General features: G+C 64.6%; 19 protein-coding genes. 13 read left to right on the top strand and 6 right to left on the bottom strand.

All coding sequences use genetic code 11. The features are described 5' to 3' along the window. The 7 genes from ACXJ7R_RS02225 to ACXJ7R_RS02195 form a co-directional block, all read left to right on the top strand. Positions 1–785, top strand: a 785-nt coding sequence (locus ACXJ7R_RS02225; protein WP_457150382.1) for an FAD-dependent oxidoreductase, incomplete at its 5' end; no start/stop codon positions are given. After that, on the top strand, positions 785–1,207 hold the full coding sequence (locus ACXJ7R_RS02220) for a hypothetical protein (RefSeq protein WP_095084629.1): 423 nt from the start codon (positions 785–787) through the stop codon (positions 1,205–1,207). The genes ACXJ7R_RS02225 and ACXJ7R_RS02220, both read left to right, overlap by 1 nt. Positions 1,208–1,218: 11 nt before the next feature. Next, positions 1,219–1,530 carry a sarcosine oxidase subunit delta gene (locus ACXJ7R_RS02215; RefSeq protein ID WP_457150381.1) on the top strand — a complete coding sequence of 104 codons (312 nt, stop codon included), beginning with the start codon at positions 1,219–1,221 and terminating at the stop codon, positions 1,528–1,530. Further along, positions 1,527–4,520 (top strand): sarcosine oxidase subunit alpha, encoded by a 2,994-nt coding sequence (locus tag ACXJ7R_RS02210; protein WP_457150380.1) that lies wholly within the window; start codon positions 1,527–1,529, stop codon positions 4,518–4,520. The genes ACXJ7R_RS02215 and ACXJ7R_RS02210 overlap by 4 nt, the downstream gene beginning before the upstream one ends. Then, a complete protein-coding gene (locus ACXJ7R_RS02205; RefSeq protein WP_457150379.1) occupies positions 4,513–5,097 on the top strand; it encodes a sarcosine oxidase subunit gamma in 585 nt (194 codons plus the stop codon). Before ACXJ7R_RS02210 ends, ACXJ7R_RS02205 begins: the two co-directional genes overlap by 8 nt. A 59-nt stretch (positions 5,098–5,156) precedes the next feature. Beyond that, positions 5,157–5,387, top strand: coding sequence for a hypothetical protein (locus tag ACXJ7R_RS02200; RefSeq protein WP_457150378.1), 231 nt, complete (start codon positions 5,157–5,159; stop codon positions 5,385–5,387). A 76-nt stretch (positions 5,388–5,463) separates the two neighbouring features. After that, on the top strand, positions 5,464–6,249 hold the full coding sequence (locus ACXJ7R_RS02195; protein ID WP_457150377.1) for a ThuA domain-containing protein: 786 nt from the start codon (positions 5,464–5,466) through the stop codon (positions 6,247–6,249). 133 nt (positions 6,250–6,382) lie between these two features. Here ACXJ7R_RS02195 and ACXJ7R_RS02190 read toward each other — a convergent pair whose 3' ends face one another. The 6 genes from ACXJ7R_RS02190 to ACXJ7R_RS02165 form a co-directional block, all read right to left on the bottom strand. Continuing rightward, entirely contained in the window at positions 6,383–6,631 is a 249-nt protein-coding gene (locus ACXJ7R_RS02190) for a DUF680 domain-containing protein (RefSeq protein WP_457150376.1), read from the bottom strand. Between the two features lie 215 nt (positions 6,632–6,846). Then, positions 6,847–7,491, bottom strand: a complete 645-nt coding sequence (locus ACXJ7R_RS02185) for a TetR/AcrR family transcriptional regulator (protein ID WP_457150375.1) — start codon at positions 7,489–7,491, stop codon at positions 6,847–6,849. Between the two features lie 92 nt (positions 7,492–7,583). Continuing rightward, complete coding sequence (locus ACXJ7R_RS02180; protein ID WP_457150374.1) at positions 7,584–8,360, bottom strand: SDR family NAD(P)-dependent oxidoreductase; 777 nt, start codon at positions 8,358–8,360, stop codon at positions 7,584–7,586. Next, entirely contained in the window at positions 8,360–9,394 is a 1,035-nt protein-coding gene (locus ACXJ7R_RS02175; protein ID WP_457150373.1) for a phosphotransferase family protein, read from the bottom strand. Before ACXJ7R_RS02175 ends, ACXJ7R_RS02180 begins: the two co-directional genes overlap by 1 nt. Then, a complete protein-coding gene (locus tag ACXJ7R_RS02170; RefSeq protein WP_378922604.1) occupies positions 9,391–9,876 on the bottom strand; it encodes a MaoC family dehydratase in 486 nt (161 codons plus the stop codon). The genes ACXJ7R_RS02175 and ACXJ7R_RS02170 overlap by 4 nt, the downstream gene beginning before the upstream one ends. A 36-nt stretch (positions 9,877–9,912) precedes the next feature. After that, entirely contained in the window at positions 9,913–10,728 is an 816-nt protein-coding gene (locus ACXJ7R_RS02165) for an SDR family oxidoreductase (protein WP_457150372.1), read from the bottom strand. A gap of 132 nt (positions 10,729–10,860) precedes the next feature. On the opposite strand from ACXJ7R_RS02165, the gene ACXJ7R_RS02160 reads away from it, so the two are divergent. The 6 genes from ACXJ7R_RS02160 to ACXJ7R_RS02135 all read left to right on the top strand — a co-directional run bounded on the left by ACXJ7R_RS02160 (position 10,861) and on the right by ACXJ7R_RS02135 (position 16,762). After that, complete coding sequence (locus tag ACXJ7R_RS02160) at positions 10,861–12,102, top strand: acyl-CoA dehydrogenase family protein (protein ID WP_457150371.1); 1,242 nt, start codon at positions 10,861–10,863, stop codon at positions 12,100–12,102. Between the two features lie 54 nt (positions 12,103–12,156). Further along, a complete protein-coding gene (locus ACXJ7R_RS02155) occupies positions 12,157–13,194 on the top strand; it encodes a zinc-binding dehydrogenase (protein WP_457150370.1) in 1,038 nt (345 codons plus the stop codon). 206 nt (positions 13,195–13,400) lie between these two features. Then, positions 13,401–14,564, top strand: coding sequence for a glycosyltransferase 87 family protein (locus tag ACXJ7R_RS02150; RefSeq protein ID WP_457150369.1), 1,164 nt, complete (start codon positions 13,401–13,403; stop codon positions 14,562–14,564). Next, on the top strand, positions 14,557–15,546 hold the full coding sequence (locus ACXJ7R_RS02145) for a glycosyltransferase family 2 protein (protein ID WP_457150368.1): 990 nt from the start codon (positions 14,557–14,559) through the stop codon (positions 15,544–15,546). The genes ACXJ7R_RS02150 and ACXJ7R_RS02145 overlap by 8 nt, the downstream gene beginning before the upstream one ends. Then, the gene (locus ACXJ7R_RS02140; protein WP_457150367.1) at positions 15,543–16,355 is read left to right on the top strand and encodes a ChbG/HpnK family deacetylase; all 813 of its coding nucleotides are present in this window, start codon (positions 15,543–15,545) and stop codon (positions 16,353–16,355) included. The genes ACXJ7R_RS02145 and ACXJ7R_RS02140 overlap by 4 nt, the downstream gene beginning before the upstream one ends. Beyond that, positions 16,352–16,762, top strand: coding sequence for a GtrA family protein (locus ACXJ7R_RS02135; RefSeq protein WP_095084614.1), 411 nt, complete (start codon positions 16,352–16,354; stop codon positions 16,760–16,762). The genes ACXJ7R_RS02140 and ACXJ7R_RS02135 overlap by 4 nt, the downstream gene beginning before the upstream one ends. Positions 16,763–16,807: the final 45 nt, after the last annotated feature.

Below are 16,807 nucleotides of genomic sequence, written 5' to 3'. Positions count from 1 at the left end.
GCCCGCCGCTAAACACCTCCAAGGATGCGCGCTATCCCGTCGTCGGTGCGGCCTTGCAGCGCCGCGGCGGCACGGCGCGCCACGATGCCGTGGCCTGGGGCTATGCCCGCGGCGCCTCGGCGCGCGGCGTCCACATCATCCAGAATTGCGAGGTCACCGGCGTCAAGCGGGCGGCCAATGGCGCAGTCATGGGCGTCGACACGACGCGCGGCTTCATCGGCGCCAAGAAGGTCGGCGTCGTTGCCGCCGGCCACTCGTCCGTCATCATGAACATGGCCGGCGTGCGCATGCCGCTGGAAAGCTATCCGCTGCAGGCGCTGGTGTCGGAGCCGGTCAAGCCGGTGGTGCCTTGCGTGGTGATGTCGAACACGGTGCATGCCTATATCTCGCAGTCCGACAAGGGCGAGCTGGTCATCGGCGCCGGCACCGACCAGTACGTCTCCTATTCGCAGACCGGCGGCCTGCACATATTGCAGCACACGCTCGACGCCATCTGCGAGATGTTCCCGATCTTCACGCGCATGAAGATGCTGCGCTCATGGGGCGGCATCGTCGACGTCACACCCGACCGCTCGCCGATCCTGGCCAAGACGCCGGTGCCCGGCCTCTATGTCAATTGCGGCTGGGGCACGGGCGGCTTCAAGGCGACGCCGGGCTCCGGCCATGTCTTTGCCCACACCATCGCCAAGGATGATCCGCATCCGATCAACGCGCCCTTCACCATCGAGCGCTTCCGCACCGGCCGACTCATCGACGAGGCGGCGGCGGCGGCGGTGGCGCACTGATGATGGCGCAGATGGCTGTCGCCATGCCGCTGATGCTGGCGGGGGAACAGGGCATGTTCCATTTTCCCTCGGCGGACGAAGTGCGCACGCAGCCGATCAGCCGCGCCGGGAACGAGGCCAACTGGCCGTTTTCCGTCGATGACGGCATCCTGGCCTGCGTGTGGAGCGGCGGCCAGAAGGTGGTCATGTTCCTGGAGAACATGCCTTCCGACCAGGATGAGGACGACACATTCGAGCCGCGCCGCGTCATCGTCACGACCGATCCGATGCAACTCACCATCGGCAACATGGCGTACCGCGACCTGTTTCGTCCGGCCGCAAGCGTGGAGGAGCGCATCCGGCTCGTCGCGCCTTTTGCCGCCATGGGCCAGAGGCTTTGCGACCAACCCGCCGGCGCTCATGTCGGCAACGGCGAATTGTAGGAACGAACCAAATGCTTCTCATCCGCTGCCCCTATTGCGAGGAAGAGCGCCCGGAACTCGAGTTCCGCAACGCCGGCGAGGCGCATATCGCGCGCTCGGCCAACATGGCTGGCGAGAGCGACGACGATTTCGAAAAGTTCTTCTTCATCCGCTCGAATCCCAAGGGCATCATCTATGAGCGCTGGCGGCACATGCATGGCTGCGCGCGCTTCTTCAATGCGGTGCGCGACACCGTCACCGACAAGTTCATCATGACCTACAAGGCCGGCGAACCGAAGCCGTCGAAGCTGCCCATAATCTCTAACGAAGTGGTTGCCAAATGAGCGGCGCGTTCCGCATTCCCGGTGCCGGTCGCCTCAAGCAGGCGAAGACCGCGCGGTTCAACTTCGATGGCCAGTCCTACACCGGTATCGAGGGCGATACGCTGGCCTCGGCGCTGCTTGCCAATGGCGTCCATCTCGTCGGCCGCTCGTTCAAATATCACCGCCCGCGCGGCATCCTGTCGGCGGGCGCGGAAGAGCCCAACGCGCTGGTCGAGATCAAGCGTGACGCGGCGCGCAAGACGCCGAACGTGCGGGCCACCGTGCAGGAGCTCTATGACGGGCTTGAAGCACAGTCGCAGAACCGCTGGCCGTCGCTGTCCTTCGACGTCGGCGCGGTCAACGACATCGCGTCGCCGCTGTTTTCTGCCGGTTTCTACTACAAGACCTTCATGTGGCCGAAAGCGGCCTGGAAGAGCCTTTACGAGCCGAAGATCCGCGCCGCGGCCGGCCTTGGCATTTCCCCGGATAAACCTGATCCCGACCATTATTCGTCGCGCTATGCGCATTGCGACGTGCTGGTGCTGGGCGGCGGTGCCGCCGGCATCGCGGCAGCACTCGCCGCGGCCGAGACCGGCGTGCGCGTCATCCTCGCCGACGAGCAGGCAGAGTTCGGCGGCAGCCTGCGTTTCGAGACCGGCGCCGGGATCGATGGCCAGGACGGTTTTGCCTGGGCGCAGGCGGCGATTGCTAGGCTTCAAGGCATGGGCAATGTCCGCGTGCTTCCGCGCACCACGGCCTTCGGCTACTACGCGCAGAATTTCGTCGGCTTGGTCGAGCGCGTCAGCGATCATCTCTCCGCCCCCGGCCACGACCTGCCGCGCGAGCGGCTGTGGCAGGTGCGGGCCAAGCGCGTGGTGCTGGCCTCCGGCGCTATCGAACGGCACATGGTCTTCGCCCACAACGACCGGCCGGGCATCATGCTGGCCGGTGCGGCGCGCACCTATCTCAACCATTATGGCGTCGCTGTCGGCAAGAATGTCGGCGTCTACACCGCCAATGATTCCGCCTATGCGGCGGCGATCGACCTTAAGAAGGCCGGCGTCAACGTGGCGGCGATCGTCGACCTGCGCGACCATCCGACCGGACCGGTGATCGACGAGGCGAGGGCGCTCGGCATCGAGGTCAATTTCGGCCGCGCGGTGATCCGCGCCGGTGGCAAATTGCGGGTGTCGTCGATGACCGTGCAGCCGAAGAATGGCGGTGGCGAACGCACCATCCCGGTCGATGCGATCCTGATGTCGGCCGGCTGGACGCCGTCGGTGCATCTGTTCTCGCAGTCGCGCGGCAAGGTCGCTTTCAACGACGAGACCAAGCGCTTCGTGCCGGGCACCTATGCGCAGGATTGCGTCTCGGTCGGCGCCTGCAACGGCACCGACGGGCTGTCGGCGACGATCGACGAGGCTTATGCGGCCGGCGAGAAGGCAGCGAAAGATGCCGCTGCTAAAACCGCCAAGAGCAACAAGCCGAAGGTCGACGCCTCAGAGAGCTGGTCGCGCGGCATGCTGGGGGCTGCCCCCGGCGCCGGGCCGGACACCACGGTCAAGGCCTTTGTCGATTTCCAGAACGACGTCACCGCCAAGGATATCCGCCAGGCGGTGCATGAAGGCATGCGCTCGATCGAGCACGTCAAGCGCTTCACCACCAACGGCATGGCGACCGACCAGGGCAAGACCTCCAACATGCACGGCCTAGCGATTGCTGCCGAAGTACTTGGCAAGCCAATCCCGGAAGTCGGCCTGACCACGTTCCGGGCGCCCTATACGCCTGTCACCTTCGGCGCGATCGTCAGCCACTCGCGCGGGCCGCTGTTCGACCCGACGCGCAAGACGGCGATCCATCCGTGGGCCGAGGCGCAAGGCGCCGTGTTCGAGGATGTCGGACAGTGGAAGCGCGCCTGGTATTTCCCCAAGGGGGGTGAAGACATGCACGCCGCGGTCGACCGCGAATGCGTCGCGGTGCGAAAGACGGCCGGCCTGTTCGATGCCTCGACGCTCGGCAAGATCGAAGTGGTCGGGCCGGATGCGGCCAAGTTCATGGAACTGCTGTACACCAATCCGTGGGAGAAGCTGGAGCCAGGCCGCTGCCGCTATGGCATCATGCTGCGCGAGGACGGCTTCATCTATGATGACGGCGTCGTCGGCAGGCTGGCGCCAGACCGCTTCCATGTGACGACGACGACCGGCGGCGCGCCGCGCGTCATGAACCACATGGAGGATTATCTCCAGACCGAGTTCCCGCAACTCAATGTCTGGCTGACCTCGATCACCGAGCAATGGGCAGTCATCGCCGTACAGGGACCGAAGTCGCGTGACATCATCGCGCCGCTGGTCGAAGGCATCGACATGTCCGACGAGGCGCTGCCGCACATGTCGGTGCGCGAAGGCAAGATCTGCGGCGTGCCGACCCGGCTGTTCCGCATGTCGTTCACCGGCGAGCGTGGCTTCGAGGTCAACGTGCCGGCCGACTACGGCCAGGCAGTCTGGGAAGCGCTGTGGGCCGAGGGCCAGAAGCATGGTGCGGCCGCCTACGGCACCGAGGCGATGCACGTGCTGCGCGCCGAAAAAGGCTACATCATCGTCGGCCAGGATACCGACGGCACGGTGACGCCGAACGATGCCGCTCTCGACTGGGCGGTCGGCAAGAAAAAGGCCGATTTCGTCGGCATCCGCGGCATGGCGCGGCCGGATCTGGTCGCCAAGGGCCGCAAGCAACTGGTCGGCCTCAAGACCAAGGACCCCAAGGTGGTGCTGGAAGAGGGCGCTCAGATCGTCGAGGATCCAAAGCAGGCGATCCCGATGAAGATGATCGGCCACGTCACCTCGAGCTATTGGTCGGAAAATTGCGGCCGCTCGATTGCCCTTGCGCTGGTCGCCGGCGGCCGCGACCGCATGGGTGACACTCTCTACGTGCCGATGCCGAACGGGGTGATCGAAGTGGAGGTTTCCGGCATGGTGTTCTTCGACGAGACGGGAGGGCGCCTCAATGGCTAAAGCCGCTGCAAAGAAGACGACTTCGGTTGCATCGCCTTCGGTCGAGCGCCGTCCGGCGCTAGCTGGACGCAGCACCGCCGCGACTGGCGCCAAGGTCGAGGTGCTGCCGCCGGCCGAGCGCATCTCGCTGCGCGCGCCGGAGGCTTCGACTGCCGCCCTTTCCAAGGCGCTTGGCGTGACCTTGCCGAAAAAACCGAAGACCTCGGCCACGAAGGCCGGCCGCACCGCTCTGTGGCTTGGTCCCGACGAATGGCTGGTTATCGATGAGGCCAGCAACGATCCGCTCGCCGACTGCGCGGCGGTTTCCGCCCTCCATTCGGCCGTCGGTATCTCGCATCGCAACATCGCGATCGGAGTGACGGGCGCCGGCGCGGCCGCGGCGATCAATTCTGGCTGCCCGCAGGATCTGTCGCTCGATGCCTTCCCGGTCGGAGCGGCTTCGCGCACGATCCTGGGCAAGGCCGAGATCGTGCTGTTGCGCACGGCGGCCGATGGCTTCAGGGTCGAGTGCTGGCGTTCCTTCTCGGACTATGTCTTTACTTTCCTGTCCGAGGGATCGCGAGACGCAGCGGTCTGAACTCGGAACGTTTTGCRGGGCACGCTCGTTCTGCATCCGCACGCCGAGGGAGAATGCCGATGCCGTCGAATTCCGCGCCGAAGTCGCCGGTCAAGAAGAGCCCTGCCGTTCGTTCGCTCGAACATGAGAAGCACGAGGGCTCGAGCGCCGAAGAAGAACTTGAGGAAGGCCTCGAGGACACCTTTCCGGCCAGCGATCCGGTGTCGATAACCGGGACGGCCATCCCCGGCGGTCCCGCGAAGCCGGGCAAGGCCAAGACCGTGGCCGGCCGCAAGAAGCGGACGAGGTAGTTTCCATCGGACCAGGCCGGATCGGGCCTTCTCAATCCCATCGGGCATGCTATTTAAAGCGCTTTGGGAGAGAAAAATGCCGACAAAAGCCATCGTTTGGGGCGAGAACGTCCACGAGCAGACCAATGCCGCCGTGCGCGACCTTTATCCCTTGGGCATGCATGGCACAATCGCCGCGGCGCTCAACCAGGACAAGGGTATCGAGGCGACCACCGCCACCTTGCAGGAACCCGAGCACGGCTTGAGCGAACAGCGCCTGGCCACCACCGATGTCCTACTGTGGTGGGGCCACAGGTCGCATGGCGAGGTCAAGGACGAGATCGTCGAGCGCGTGCAGAAGCGGGTGTGGGAAGGCATGGGGCTGATCGTGCTCCATTCCGGCCACTACTCGAAGATATTCAAGCGGTTGATGGGCACGCCCTGTTCGCTGAAATGGCGCGAGGCGGGCGAGCGCGAGCGCGTCTGGGCGATCAACCGCAGCCATCCGATCGCGCAGGGCATCGGCGAGTGCCTGGAGATTGGCGAGACGGAGATGTATGGCGAGCCGTTCGCGGTGCCGGAGCCGCTCGAGACGGTGTTCGTGTCCTGGTACGAGGGCGGCGAGGTGTTCCGGTCCGGGCTGACCTACCAGCGCGGCGCCGGCAGGATATTCTACTTTTCGCCCGGCCACGAAACCTACCCGATCTACCACAATGAGGGCGTGCAGCAGGTGCTGCGCAACGCCGTGCATTGGGCGCACAACCCGGCGCCGGCCTGGTCCGGCATCACCAATGCGCCGAACGTGCCGACGGACGCCGCCAAGGAGAAGATCGTCCAGAAAGGGCTGCGCCTGCATGCCGACGGTGACAAGGGCCTGAGTTGATGGGCCAGGCCGGGCTACGCGTCAGCGTTCGACTGGGCCAGTCCGGTGCCGCCAACCGAGGTGGCGTCGCTTAGACCAAACTGCTCGCCAGGCCGGCTTTCAATTTGCGCCGGCCTCGGCGTTTGATTTTGTCTCAAAATGTGCTGGGCACGATCCACGGATTGATGCTGATGCCGAGCCGCGGGCCCTTGCCGTCAGCGGTGTTTTCCGTGGAACCCTGCTTCTCGACCGAGCCGGTCGGAGCGCAATCGAGCTTCACATGGGTCCTAGTGTCGACGCAGGTCGCAGCCGGTGCCTGCTTGACCGGATGGGTGGCGCCGGCGGCGAAGGCCGAGCCCGAAAGTGCCAGCACGGCGGCGAGGGTGAGGAGTGTCGTTTTCATCGTCAGTCTCCGTTTTCGACCGTTGAATTTTTTCCGTACGTGTACGATACGGCGTACATATACGTCTGGCGATGCCGTCGTTCAAGTCAGAAACGTACATGTACGAATGAATTTTATTGAACTTTTATTGAACGCCAAAAATCGCGGCGTTCTGGCGCAGCCGAGCACTCCAACCGGACGTTGGTCGTGTTGTCAGAGCCTGTGAAGGATGCCGCTCAGCACTTGACCGGCGTTTCGGTCAGCGGCGGCACGGTCTGCGTGCTCAGCGTGGCAAGCGTGAAATCGCACATCCGCTTCACGAAAGCCTGCGGGTCGCCGAACGGATAGAACGGAAAGGTGATCAGCAGCGAGATCGTGCCGTGGCCGACCGCCCACAGCATGGTGGCGATGGCGCGCGGGTCGCCCTGCAGCTTGCCGGCGGCGACACAGGCCTCGACCCTGCTGATCAGCGCGTTCATCGCAGGGTTGCTCTCTTCCATGTCCTCGTAGCTCCTGCCTTCCGGCAGCTTGGTCTTTTCGGTCATGAATACGGTGCGGTATTCGTTGGGATTGCCGAGCCCGAAAGCCGCATACTCGGTCATGACCGCCTGCAATGCCTCGATCGGATCGTCGGACGAATGCTCCTCGATGCGGCGGGCAAGCGTCTCGAATGCATCCTCGGCCAGGGCGAACAGGATGTCCTGCTTGTCGGCGAAATAGGAATAGACCGACATCGGCGCGTAGCCGACCCGCTTGGCCAGTTTGCGGATGGTCAGGCCTTCATAGCCTTCTTCCTGGACGAGCTTGTGCGCGGCTTCGACCAGCTCGGAGCGCAGTTCGGCCCTTTGTTTCTCGCGGCGTGTCTGGACGCTCGGCGGCAAGATCTCGTGCCTTTGGTTGGTTGGTACCTGGCTAAATTATATACGCTGTACGAAAACGGACAAGGGCGCGACAGGTTCCCAAACGGCATGCTTCAGATCGCACCGATGCCGCCGTCGACGGCCAGCGCATGGCCGGTCATGAAGGAGTTTGCCGGATCGGCGGCAAACAGGATGGCGGTGGTGATTTCGTCGACTTCCGCCACCCGCTTCATCGGCACGCCACGCGTCAGCTCCGCCAACGCCTCCGCTTCCGGCGCGCCGGAGACGCGCACGAAGCTGTCGACCATCGCCGTCCTCGTGTGGGCGGGGCAGATGGCGTTGATGCGCAGGCCCTTGGTGGCGTATTCGACCGCCGCCGAGCGGGTCAAACCGATGACGCCGTGCTTGGCGGCGGAATAGACCGAGAGTTTCGGCGCGCCGGACAGGCCGGCGGCCGAAGCGATGTTGACGATGGCGCCGCCCTTGCCGGTCGCCTTGAACTGCCGCTCCATCTGCGGGATCTGATGCTTCATGGCATAGAAGACGCCGAGCAAATCGACCTCCAGCACGCGGCGGGCCTCGTCCGAGGGGACCTGCGGCAAGCGCACGAAGCTCTGGACGATGCCGGCATTGTTGATGGCGACATCCAGCCGTCCGAATTTCTCGACCGCCAGCCTGACCAGATCCTCGGATAGTTTTTCGTCGGCGATGTTGCCGGCAAGGGTCGCCGTTTCGGCCTGCAGCGTGGCTGCAAGTTCGGCCAGCGCCCTTTCGTCGATGTCCGACAGCACCAGCCGCGCACCTTCAGCGGCAAAGCCCTTCGCCGCACCCCGGCCAAGCCCGCCGGTCGCACCGGTGATCAGCACGGTTGCTCCCGCAAAACGGCCCATCACGCCTCCTTGCCGATCAATTTCGCGGCGAGATGCGAAAGCAGTTTTACCGCCTCGCCATAGGTTCTGGCCTTTTCGGGATTGGAGGCGTTGCCGTCCAATGCCCGCTTGAAAACGCCCTGGCATATCGCCGCCAGCCGGAAGAAGGAGAAGGCCAGGAAGAAGGTCCAGTCGCCGATGCCGTCCAGCCCGCGTCGCCGGCAGTAGGCGACGACATAGTCCTCTTCGGAGGGCAGGCCGAGCGCGCGACGGTCGATGCCGCCCAGGCCACGAAAGCCCGAGGCGTGGGGCAGGCGCCATTGCATGCATTGATAGGCGATGTCGGCAAAGGGGTGACCGAGCGTCGACAATTCCCAGTCGAGCACCGCCAGAACCGTCGGCTGGTCGGCGGCAAAAATCAGATTGTCCAGCCGGTAGTCGCCATGCACCAGAGAGACGCGGCCGTCGTCGGCGGGCCTATGCGTCTCAAGCCAGGCAATCAGCCGGTCCATATCGGCGATGGTACCGGTTTCCGAGGCGCGATACTGGGCGGTCCAGCGGGCCAGCTGGCGCTCGAAATAATTGCCCGGCCGACCGAAATCGACGAGACCCGCAGCCCCGACATCGACATCGTGCAGCGCCGCAAGCGTAGCGTTCATGGCATCGTAGATGGCGGCGCGTTCGTCGTTGTCGCGGGCCTCCGGCAGCGCCGGATCCCAGAGGATGCGGCCGTCGACGAAATCCATGACGTAGAACATACGACTGATCGGCGAGTCCTCCGCCGACAGATGCAGCATCCTGGGCACCGGCACGGCGGTGCCGGCAAGGGCGCTCATCACGGTGAATTCGCGGTCGACCTGATGGGCCGATTTCAGCAGTTGCCCGGGCGGCTTGGCGCGCAACACGTAGCGGCCGCTTTGCGCAGTCAAAAGGTAAGTCGGGTTCGATTGGCCGGATTTGAATTTTTCGATGGAAAGGAGCCCGGTGAAGCCGGGGATGCTGGCCTCGAGATAAGGCGCCAGTGCTGCCTGGTCGAGAACGTTCGGATCGTTCATGCCGTCTCGGGCTGGCGTTCGATCAGGGTCAGCGTGAGCCAGCGAGCGGTCAGTGCCGGTTTCTTGGAGCCTTCGATCTCGATCGTCACGTCATGCGCGGTCTGTACCCAGCCCGACGGCCTGACCTTGACGTCGGCCAGCACGAAACGGGTGCGGATGCGCGCGCCGGTCTTCACCGGCGCCAGGAAGCGCAGCGAGTCGAAGCCGTGGTTGACGCCCATCTTGCCGTTTTCCAACGGCGGCATGGTCTCGAAGGTCATCGCCGACAACAGCGACAGCGACAGGAAGCCATGCGCGATTGTGCCGCCGAACGGCGTCTCGCGCATGGCGCGCTCCGGATCGCAGTGGATGAACTGGTGGTCGTCGGTGGCGTCGGCGAACTGGTCGATCATGCGTTGCGTGACTACCCGCCACGGCGACACGCCAACTTCCTTGCCGACACTGGCCAGAAGTACATCGAGACTGATCGGTTCCACGCGGATGTCCTCCAGTTCACCCCCGGCTCCGGCCGGAAAATGTTATTCCTTGAACAAGGTCAGCCCATGCTGCACCGACTGTCCGCCGTCGATCGGCAGGATGGCGCCGGTAACATAGCTGCCTGCACGGCTGCACAAATAGAGTGTTGCGCCGGCAATGTCATCCGGTGCGCCGATACGGCCGATCGGAACGTGGTTGCCGACATGTGCGGCCTGTTCCTGCGTGCCGGTGGCAAAAGCCGTCATGCGGCTCTGGAAGGGGCCGGGGGCGAAGGCGTTGACAGTGATGCGGCGGGCGGCGAATTCGAGCGCCAGGGTACGCGTCAGATGATGAACCGCGGCCTTCGACGCCGTATAGGAATAGGCGTCGTCGGCCAGCGGCTGCGTGCCCATCACCGAACCAAGATTGATCACCCGGGCCGGATCGGCATCGCTGGCGGCGGCATCGAGCAGCGGCAGCAATTCGCGCGTCAGATGGAAGACCGCGGTAACATTGACACCGAGCACCTTCGCCCATGCGGAATAGGGAAAGCTCTCCAGCGGCGCGCCCCAGGATACACCGGCATTGTTGACCAGGATGTTCAGGTGGTCGGTCCGCGCCTTGACCTCGGCGACGAGTGCGGCAATGCCGGCTTCGCTGGAGACATCGCCGGCGAAGCCTTCGGCCCGGCCCGGTGCGCCAAGCCCGTTCAGTTCACCGGCGACCTTGATGCAATCCTCGCCCTTGCGCGAGGCGATCATGACGCTCGCTCCGGCCCTCACCAGCGCGGTTGCCGCCATGCGGCCGATGCCGGTCGCCGCTCCCGTCACCAGCGCGGTCTTGCCGGCCACCGAAAACAGCTCGTCCAGATAGCTCATCACAATCCTCCGCGCCCTACCTTGGTATGCGGGCCTCGGTGTGCAGGCAAAACAGTTCGCGTTGACAAGGCTATCCGAAGTACGGTCATCCTTGCCACGTGTAAAATGCCTGGCCTGCATGAAGGTTTAGCGATGACGGAGATGAATCTCGGCATGACCGAGCGGTTGAAGCCGATCCACGCGCGCGTCGCGGCCATGGTGCGCGACGAGATCATGCCGCTCGACAAGGAATTCCTCGGCGAAGTGGGCAAGCAAGGCGACCGCTGGGTCCATAGCGCGCGCCAGAGTGAAATCCTCGAAGGGCTGAAGAAGACCGCACGGGAGCGCGGCCTGTGGAACTTCTGGCTGACCGGCTCGGAGCGCGGCTACGGCCTGTCCACCGTCGAATACGCCTATCTTGCCGAGGAGATGGGCAAGGCGCATCTCGGCGCCGAGACCTTCAACTGCTCGGCGCCCGACACCGGCAACATGGAGGTGCTGGAACGGTATGGATCGGCCGACCACAAGAAGGCGTGGCTCGAGCCGCTGCTAGACGGCAAGATCCGCTCGGCCTACCTGATGACCGAGCCGGATGTCGCCTCGTCCGACGCCACCAACATTGCGATGCGCTGTGAGCGCCAGGGCGGCGACTATGTGCTCAACGGCGAGAAATGGTGGGCTTCCGGCGCCGGCGATCCGCGCTGCGCCATCTACATCGTCATGGTTAGGACCGGTGCCGACGAAGAGCCGAAACACAGGCGGCATTCCATGATCCTGGTGCCTTCCGACGCAAAGGGCGTGACCAAGGTCCGGGCCATGCAGGTCTATGGCGACGATGATGCGCCGCACGGCCACATGCATCTTCGCTTCGACAATGTGCGTGTGCCCGCATCGAACCTGATCCTCGGCGAGGGCAGGGGTTTCGAGATCGCGCAGGGCCGGCTCGGCCCCGGCCGCATCCATCACTGCATGCGCGCCATCGGCCAGGCCGAGATGGCGCTGGAGCTGCTGTGCCAGCGTTCCGTGCGCCGCGAGGCCTTCGGCCAGCCCTTGGCAAAACTCGGCGCCAATTTCGACATCATCGCCGAATGCCGCATGGAGATCGAGATGGCGCGGCTGCTCTGCCTGAAGGCGGCATGGATGATCGACCAGGGCGATGCGCGCGCCGCAGCACCCTGGATCAGCCAGATCAAGGTGATTGCGCCGCGCGTCGCGCTCAAGGTCACCGACGAGGCGGTGCAGATGTTCGGCGCGCAAGGCATCAGCCAGGACACGCCGCTGGCGCGCTCATGGACGCATCTGCGGACATTGCGCCTTGCCGATGGGCCTGACGCCGTGCATCGCCGCCAGGTGGCGCGGACGGAACTGAAGAAATACACGCAAGAAAAGGTTTGAGCGCCGGCATTCGTCACCCGGCGACGCCGGCAGGTCCGAGCAAGGAGTGTTCCGATGACCGTCCCCTCCGAAATGAAGGCGCTGCTGCTTGTCGGCGACGGCTACACCAGGACGCCTTCCGGCAGTGCGCTGGAAGCGATGGAGCCCTATCTCGAGCCGGGCAGCATCGCGGTGCCGATGCCGGGGCCAACGCAGGTGCTGATCAAGGTCAGCCTCGCCTCGATCAATCCGTCCGATGTCATGTTCATCAAGGGCCAGTACGGCCAGCCGCGCGCCAAGGGCCAGCCGGCCGGCTTCGAGGGTGTCGGCACCGTCGTCGCCGGTGGCGATGAGCCCTATCCCAAGAGCCTCGTCGGCAAGCGCGTCGCTTTCGCCACAGGCGTCAGCAACTGGGGCTCATGGGCCGAATATGCCGTTGCGGAAGCGGTGGTCTGCATCCCCCTGCTCGACACCGTTCGCGACGAGGATGGAGCGGCGATGATTGTCAACCCGCTCACCGCGCTCGCCATGTACGACATCGTCACAGAAGAGGGCGAAAAGGCCTTCGTCATGACCGCCGGCGCCAGCCAACTCTGCAAGCTGATCATCGGCCTGGCCAGGGAAGCGGGTTTTCGACCCATCGTCACGGTGCGCCGCGACGATCAGATCGCGGCTCTGAAGGAGCGTGGCGCGGCGTACGTCCTCAACGAAAAGGCGCCGGATTTCAAGACGGCGCTACGCGAGGTGATGAAGGCCGAACAGCCGCGCATCTTCCTCGACGCGGTCACCGGGCCGCTTGCCTCTGCCATTTTCGACGTCATGCCGAAGCGCTCGCGTTGGATCATCTATGGGCGGCTCGATCCCGAAGCCACGATCATCCGTGAACCCGGCCAACTGATCTTCCAGCACAAGCACATAGAGGGTTTCTGGCTGAGCGAGTGGATGCGCCAGTTTCGCGACCGCCGCGGCCCGGCGATCCTGGAAGCGCAGAAACGGTTCTCCGATGGGCGCTGGTCGACCGATGTGACGGCGGTGGTGCCGCTCGCCGAGGCAATGGCGCGGGTGCCGGCGGAACTGGCCAAGCCCAACGGCAAGGTGTTCATCCGGCCTTAGCATGAAGGTGCCCGAAGCTCGAACACGAAGCCTCCAGACGCTCTCGACGCCAAAAAAGGCGATGTCCGGCTGCCGCCGGTGCCGTCGGGGCACCATCCACTCTTTCAGCCCTCTATGCCGCGCCGCTTTGTCCGTGATATGCCGCCGCCATCGAATGCCTGACGGCGCGGGCAAGGGCCTGTTTCGGGGTGGTGTGGAGTGACTTGATGACGATTGCCAACCCGGTTTTCGACCGTTTGGGACTTAGCATGTGGATCGGAGCGTTCCTGATCGTTCTTGTCATGGTCCTGTGGTCGCCGGACACGCATTCGGTGCTGGGGGCCTACAGATTTGGCAGCGAGGAATTTCTGGCCGGCCGGCCGCTCTACAATCTTGGCTCCCAGATGGGGTATCTCTACGCGCCGGCTTTTGCCGCGCTCTATGTTCCGCTGCTGAAGCTGGGCCCCCATCTGGGCGGCCTGGTGTGGCATGCCCTCGGCTTCGCGGTGCTGACCTTTGCCGCAATGCGGCAGGTTCGCAAGCTCGGCGGTCAGCAACTGACCTGGCTGCTTTCATTCGGTCTCTTCCTCGCTCTGCCGTTGGCGCTCGGCGCGATCCGCAACGGACAATCGACAATACTGCTGACCGGCGCCTGCTGGCTCCTTACGCTTTCGGCGCTTGAAGGTCGGCGCGCCGAGACCTTCTTCTGGGCTTCGCTGGCCGTCATCGCCAAGCCGACCGCTATCATCATGCTGCTGTTGGCAGGAGGGCTGCGCCCCCGGCTGATCCCGGTGCTGGTGCTGGCGGTGCTGGTCGTGCTCGCCATACCTTATGCTTTCGCGCCAGCCAGTTATCTGAACGGCCAGTATCTTGATTTCGCCCGCATGCTGACCTCGATGGCGGTCGACAAGACCAGCCGCTTTGTTGCCTCCGATTTCACCGCGCCTTTTGCGGCGGCGGGGATGCCCATCGCGGAATCCGGCGCCACGGCGGTGCGCTTCGTGGCCGGCCTGTTGACGCTCTCGACCGTGCTCTGGTTCGATCGCAAGCTCGAACGGGGGACGGCCGGGCTGGCGATCTTCCTGACAGCCACTTTCTACATGTGCGTCTTCAATCCGCGCGTCGAGCCCAACACCTATGCGATGATCGCCGTGCCTGCCGGGCTCGCCATCGCCCTTTTGTGGCGCGAGGAACGAGGCGGAGTCCTCGCCTCGGTGCTGTCGACGGCGCTGTTCGCGACCGGGCTGACCGGCGTCGAGCAACATGTGCATGCTTTCCTCTACCCCTGGTTCAGGCCGATCGCGATTGCTTTCATCGCCTGTTCCCTGATCTGGTGGTTCTGGGCCAAGGCGGGAGAAAAGGTGGTGAATGCGGGGGTCGCAAATGGCTGAGTCGCGGCCGGTACTCGATATCGTCGCGCCGTTCCTCAACGAGGCGCCGTCGGCATTGGCCTTCGCCGAGTTGCTTGCCGCGCTGGAGGCAGCGGTGGCAGAGCGCTTCGGCATGGACGTGCACAAGATCCTGGTCGACGACGGCAGCCGCGACGATGGCGCCAAACGGTTTTCGCAGGTGCTGACGGGGTCATGGGAGATCGTCCGCCTCAGCCGCAATTTCGGCAAGGAAGTGGCCGTGCTCGCCGGCCTCGACCAGTCGCGCGGGGACATGGTGCTGATCATGGACGCCGACCTCCAGCATTCGATGGACATCAGCCTGAAGATGATCGCCGAGTTGGTGGAGCATCCCGACATCGATGTCGTCTACGCGCAGAACGACAGGCGTGAGGCCAGTTGGCGACGCAGTCAGCTGGCGCGGCTTTTCTACAGCCTGATCAACAGCAGCCAGCGTTTCGACATTCCCGAAAATGCCGGCGACTTTCGCGTCATGCGCGGTGCCGTGGCGCGTGCGCTGACCAGCCTGCGTGACAAACGACGCTTCAACAAGGGCCTGTTTGCCTGGGCCGGCTTCCGCCAGAAGGCGTTGCCCTATTCGCCGGAGAACCGCGCCAGCGGCACGTCGAAATGGAGCCGGCTCAACCTGATCGCCTTCTCGTTGGAAGGTTTCACCTCCTTTTCCGTCATTCCGCTACGCTTGATCAGCCTCAGCGGGCTGCTTGCCGCATTTGCCGGCGCGGTCTACGGCGCCAAGGTGTTCTTCGAGGTGATCTTCTACGGCATTGCCGTTCCCGGCTATCCCAGCCTGCTGGTCGCCGTCGTCCTGCTCGGCGGCCTCAACCTGACCCTTCTCGGGCTGATTGGCGAATATGTCTGGGTCACGCTCAGCGAAAGCAAGGATCGACCGGTCTATATCGTGCGCGATGTCGTACGCAGCGACGTCGCTCCCGACAGGTTGGCACCGGGCGCTCGCGAGGCATGACGCGGCGCATCCGCCTGATCGCCGACGATTACGGCCTGGCGCCAGGCGTTTCCGCCGCGATCCTTGACCTGCTCGATCGTGGGCGCCTGACCGGTACCAGCTGCATGACCGGCTTTGCGCAATGGGCGCAGGAGGCTGAGCGCATAAAGCCCCTGTGTGGCCGTGTCGCGGTCGGGCTGCATCTTACCTTGACCGACCAGCCAGCCGTCACCGGCCGGTCGAGCCTGGCGCCGGAAGGCCGGCTGCCACCACTCCGCTCGCTGGCATTGCCTGTTCTGCGCGGCCGCATCGACGACCGCGATGTGCATGCCGAACTCGACGCCCAGTACAGCCGCTTCGTCGAAGCACTCGGGCGCCGCCCCGATTTCGTCGACGGGCATCAGCATGTGCATTTTCTTCCCGTCGTGCGCACATGGCTGCGCGCGCGTCTGCACGACGAAGCCGACAGGCCGGCGCTGCGCGGCGCGCCGGCACTGGCCGGCACGGCGCCGAAAGTCGCCGCGATCGCAGCGCTCGCCGTCGGGTTCAACCGGTCCATGCAGCATGCCGGCTTCACCGTCTTCGAACCGCTCGCCGGCATCTATGACTGGCGGCGGCCCGAAAAGTTCGCATCCGTGCTGCAGGCCGCCGTCGAGGCATTGCCGGAACGGGGGCTGTTCATGTGCCACCCCGGCCATGTCGACGAGACGTTGCGCGCGCGTGACCCGATGCAAAGCGTGCGCGAGGTCGAATTCGCGGTCCTGGCATCGGACGATTTCGGCGCCAGCCTGGCCCGCGCCGGTGTCGCAATCATGGATGGCAAGGGATGAGCGGCGCCGACCAGCCCCGGCGTTCGACCGGCAACAAGATCGTCCGCTTTGCCATCGTCGGACTTGCCAACACGGCCATCGACCTTGCCAGCTTCTACCTGCTGCTCAAGCTGCAGATGCCGCCGGTGCCCGCCAACATCGTTGCCTGGTTCATCGCCGTCAGCTTTTCGTTCGTGGCGAACGGCTTCTGGGCGTTCGAGCGCAATCAAGCCATTCGGCTGCGTGACGCCTTCCTTCGTTTCGCCTCGCTAGGGGCGCTGATTTCGCTCGGTGTCTCCAGCCTTTCGATCGCGCTGTTTGCCGCTACCGTCGGAGTTTGGCCGGCAAAGATCGGCGGCGTCGTGGTGGCGGCGGTGCTGAATTTCCTCGCCGCGCGCTGGTCGATCGAAGGCCGGTTCTTGAGATAGGCACTGCGTATTCACGGGCGGAAAACCGCGACACACTTTCTTGGG

The organism is Mesorhizobium sp. P5_C1 (assembly GCF_054049815.1).
This window is presented reverse-complemented; position numbering and strand designations above follow the sequence as displayed.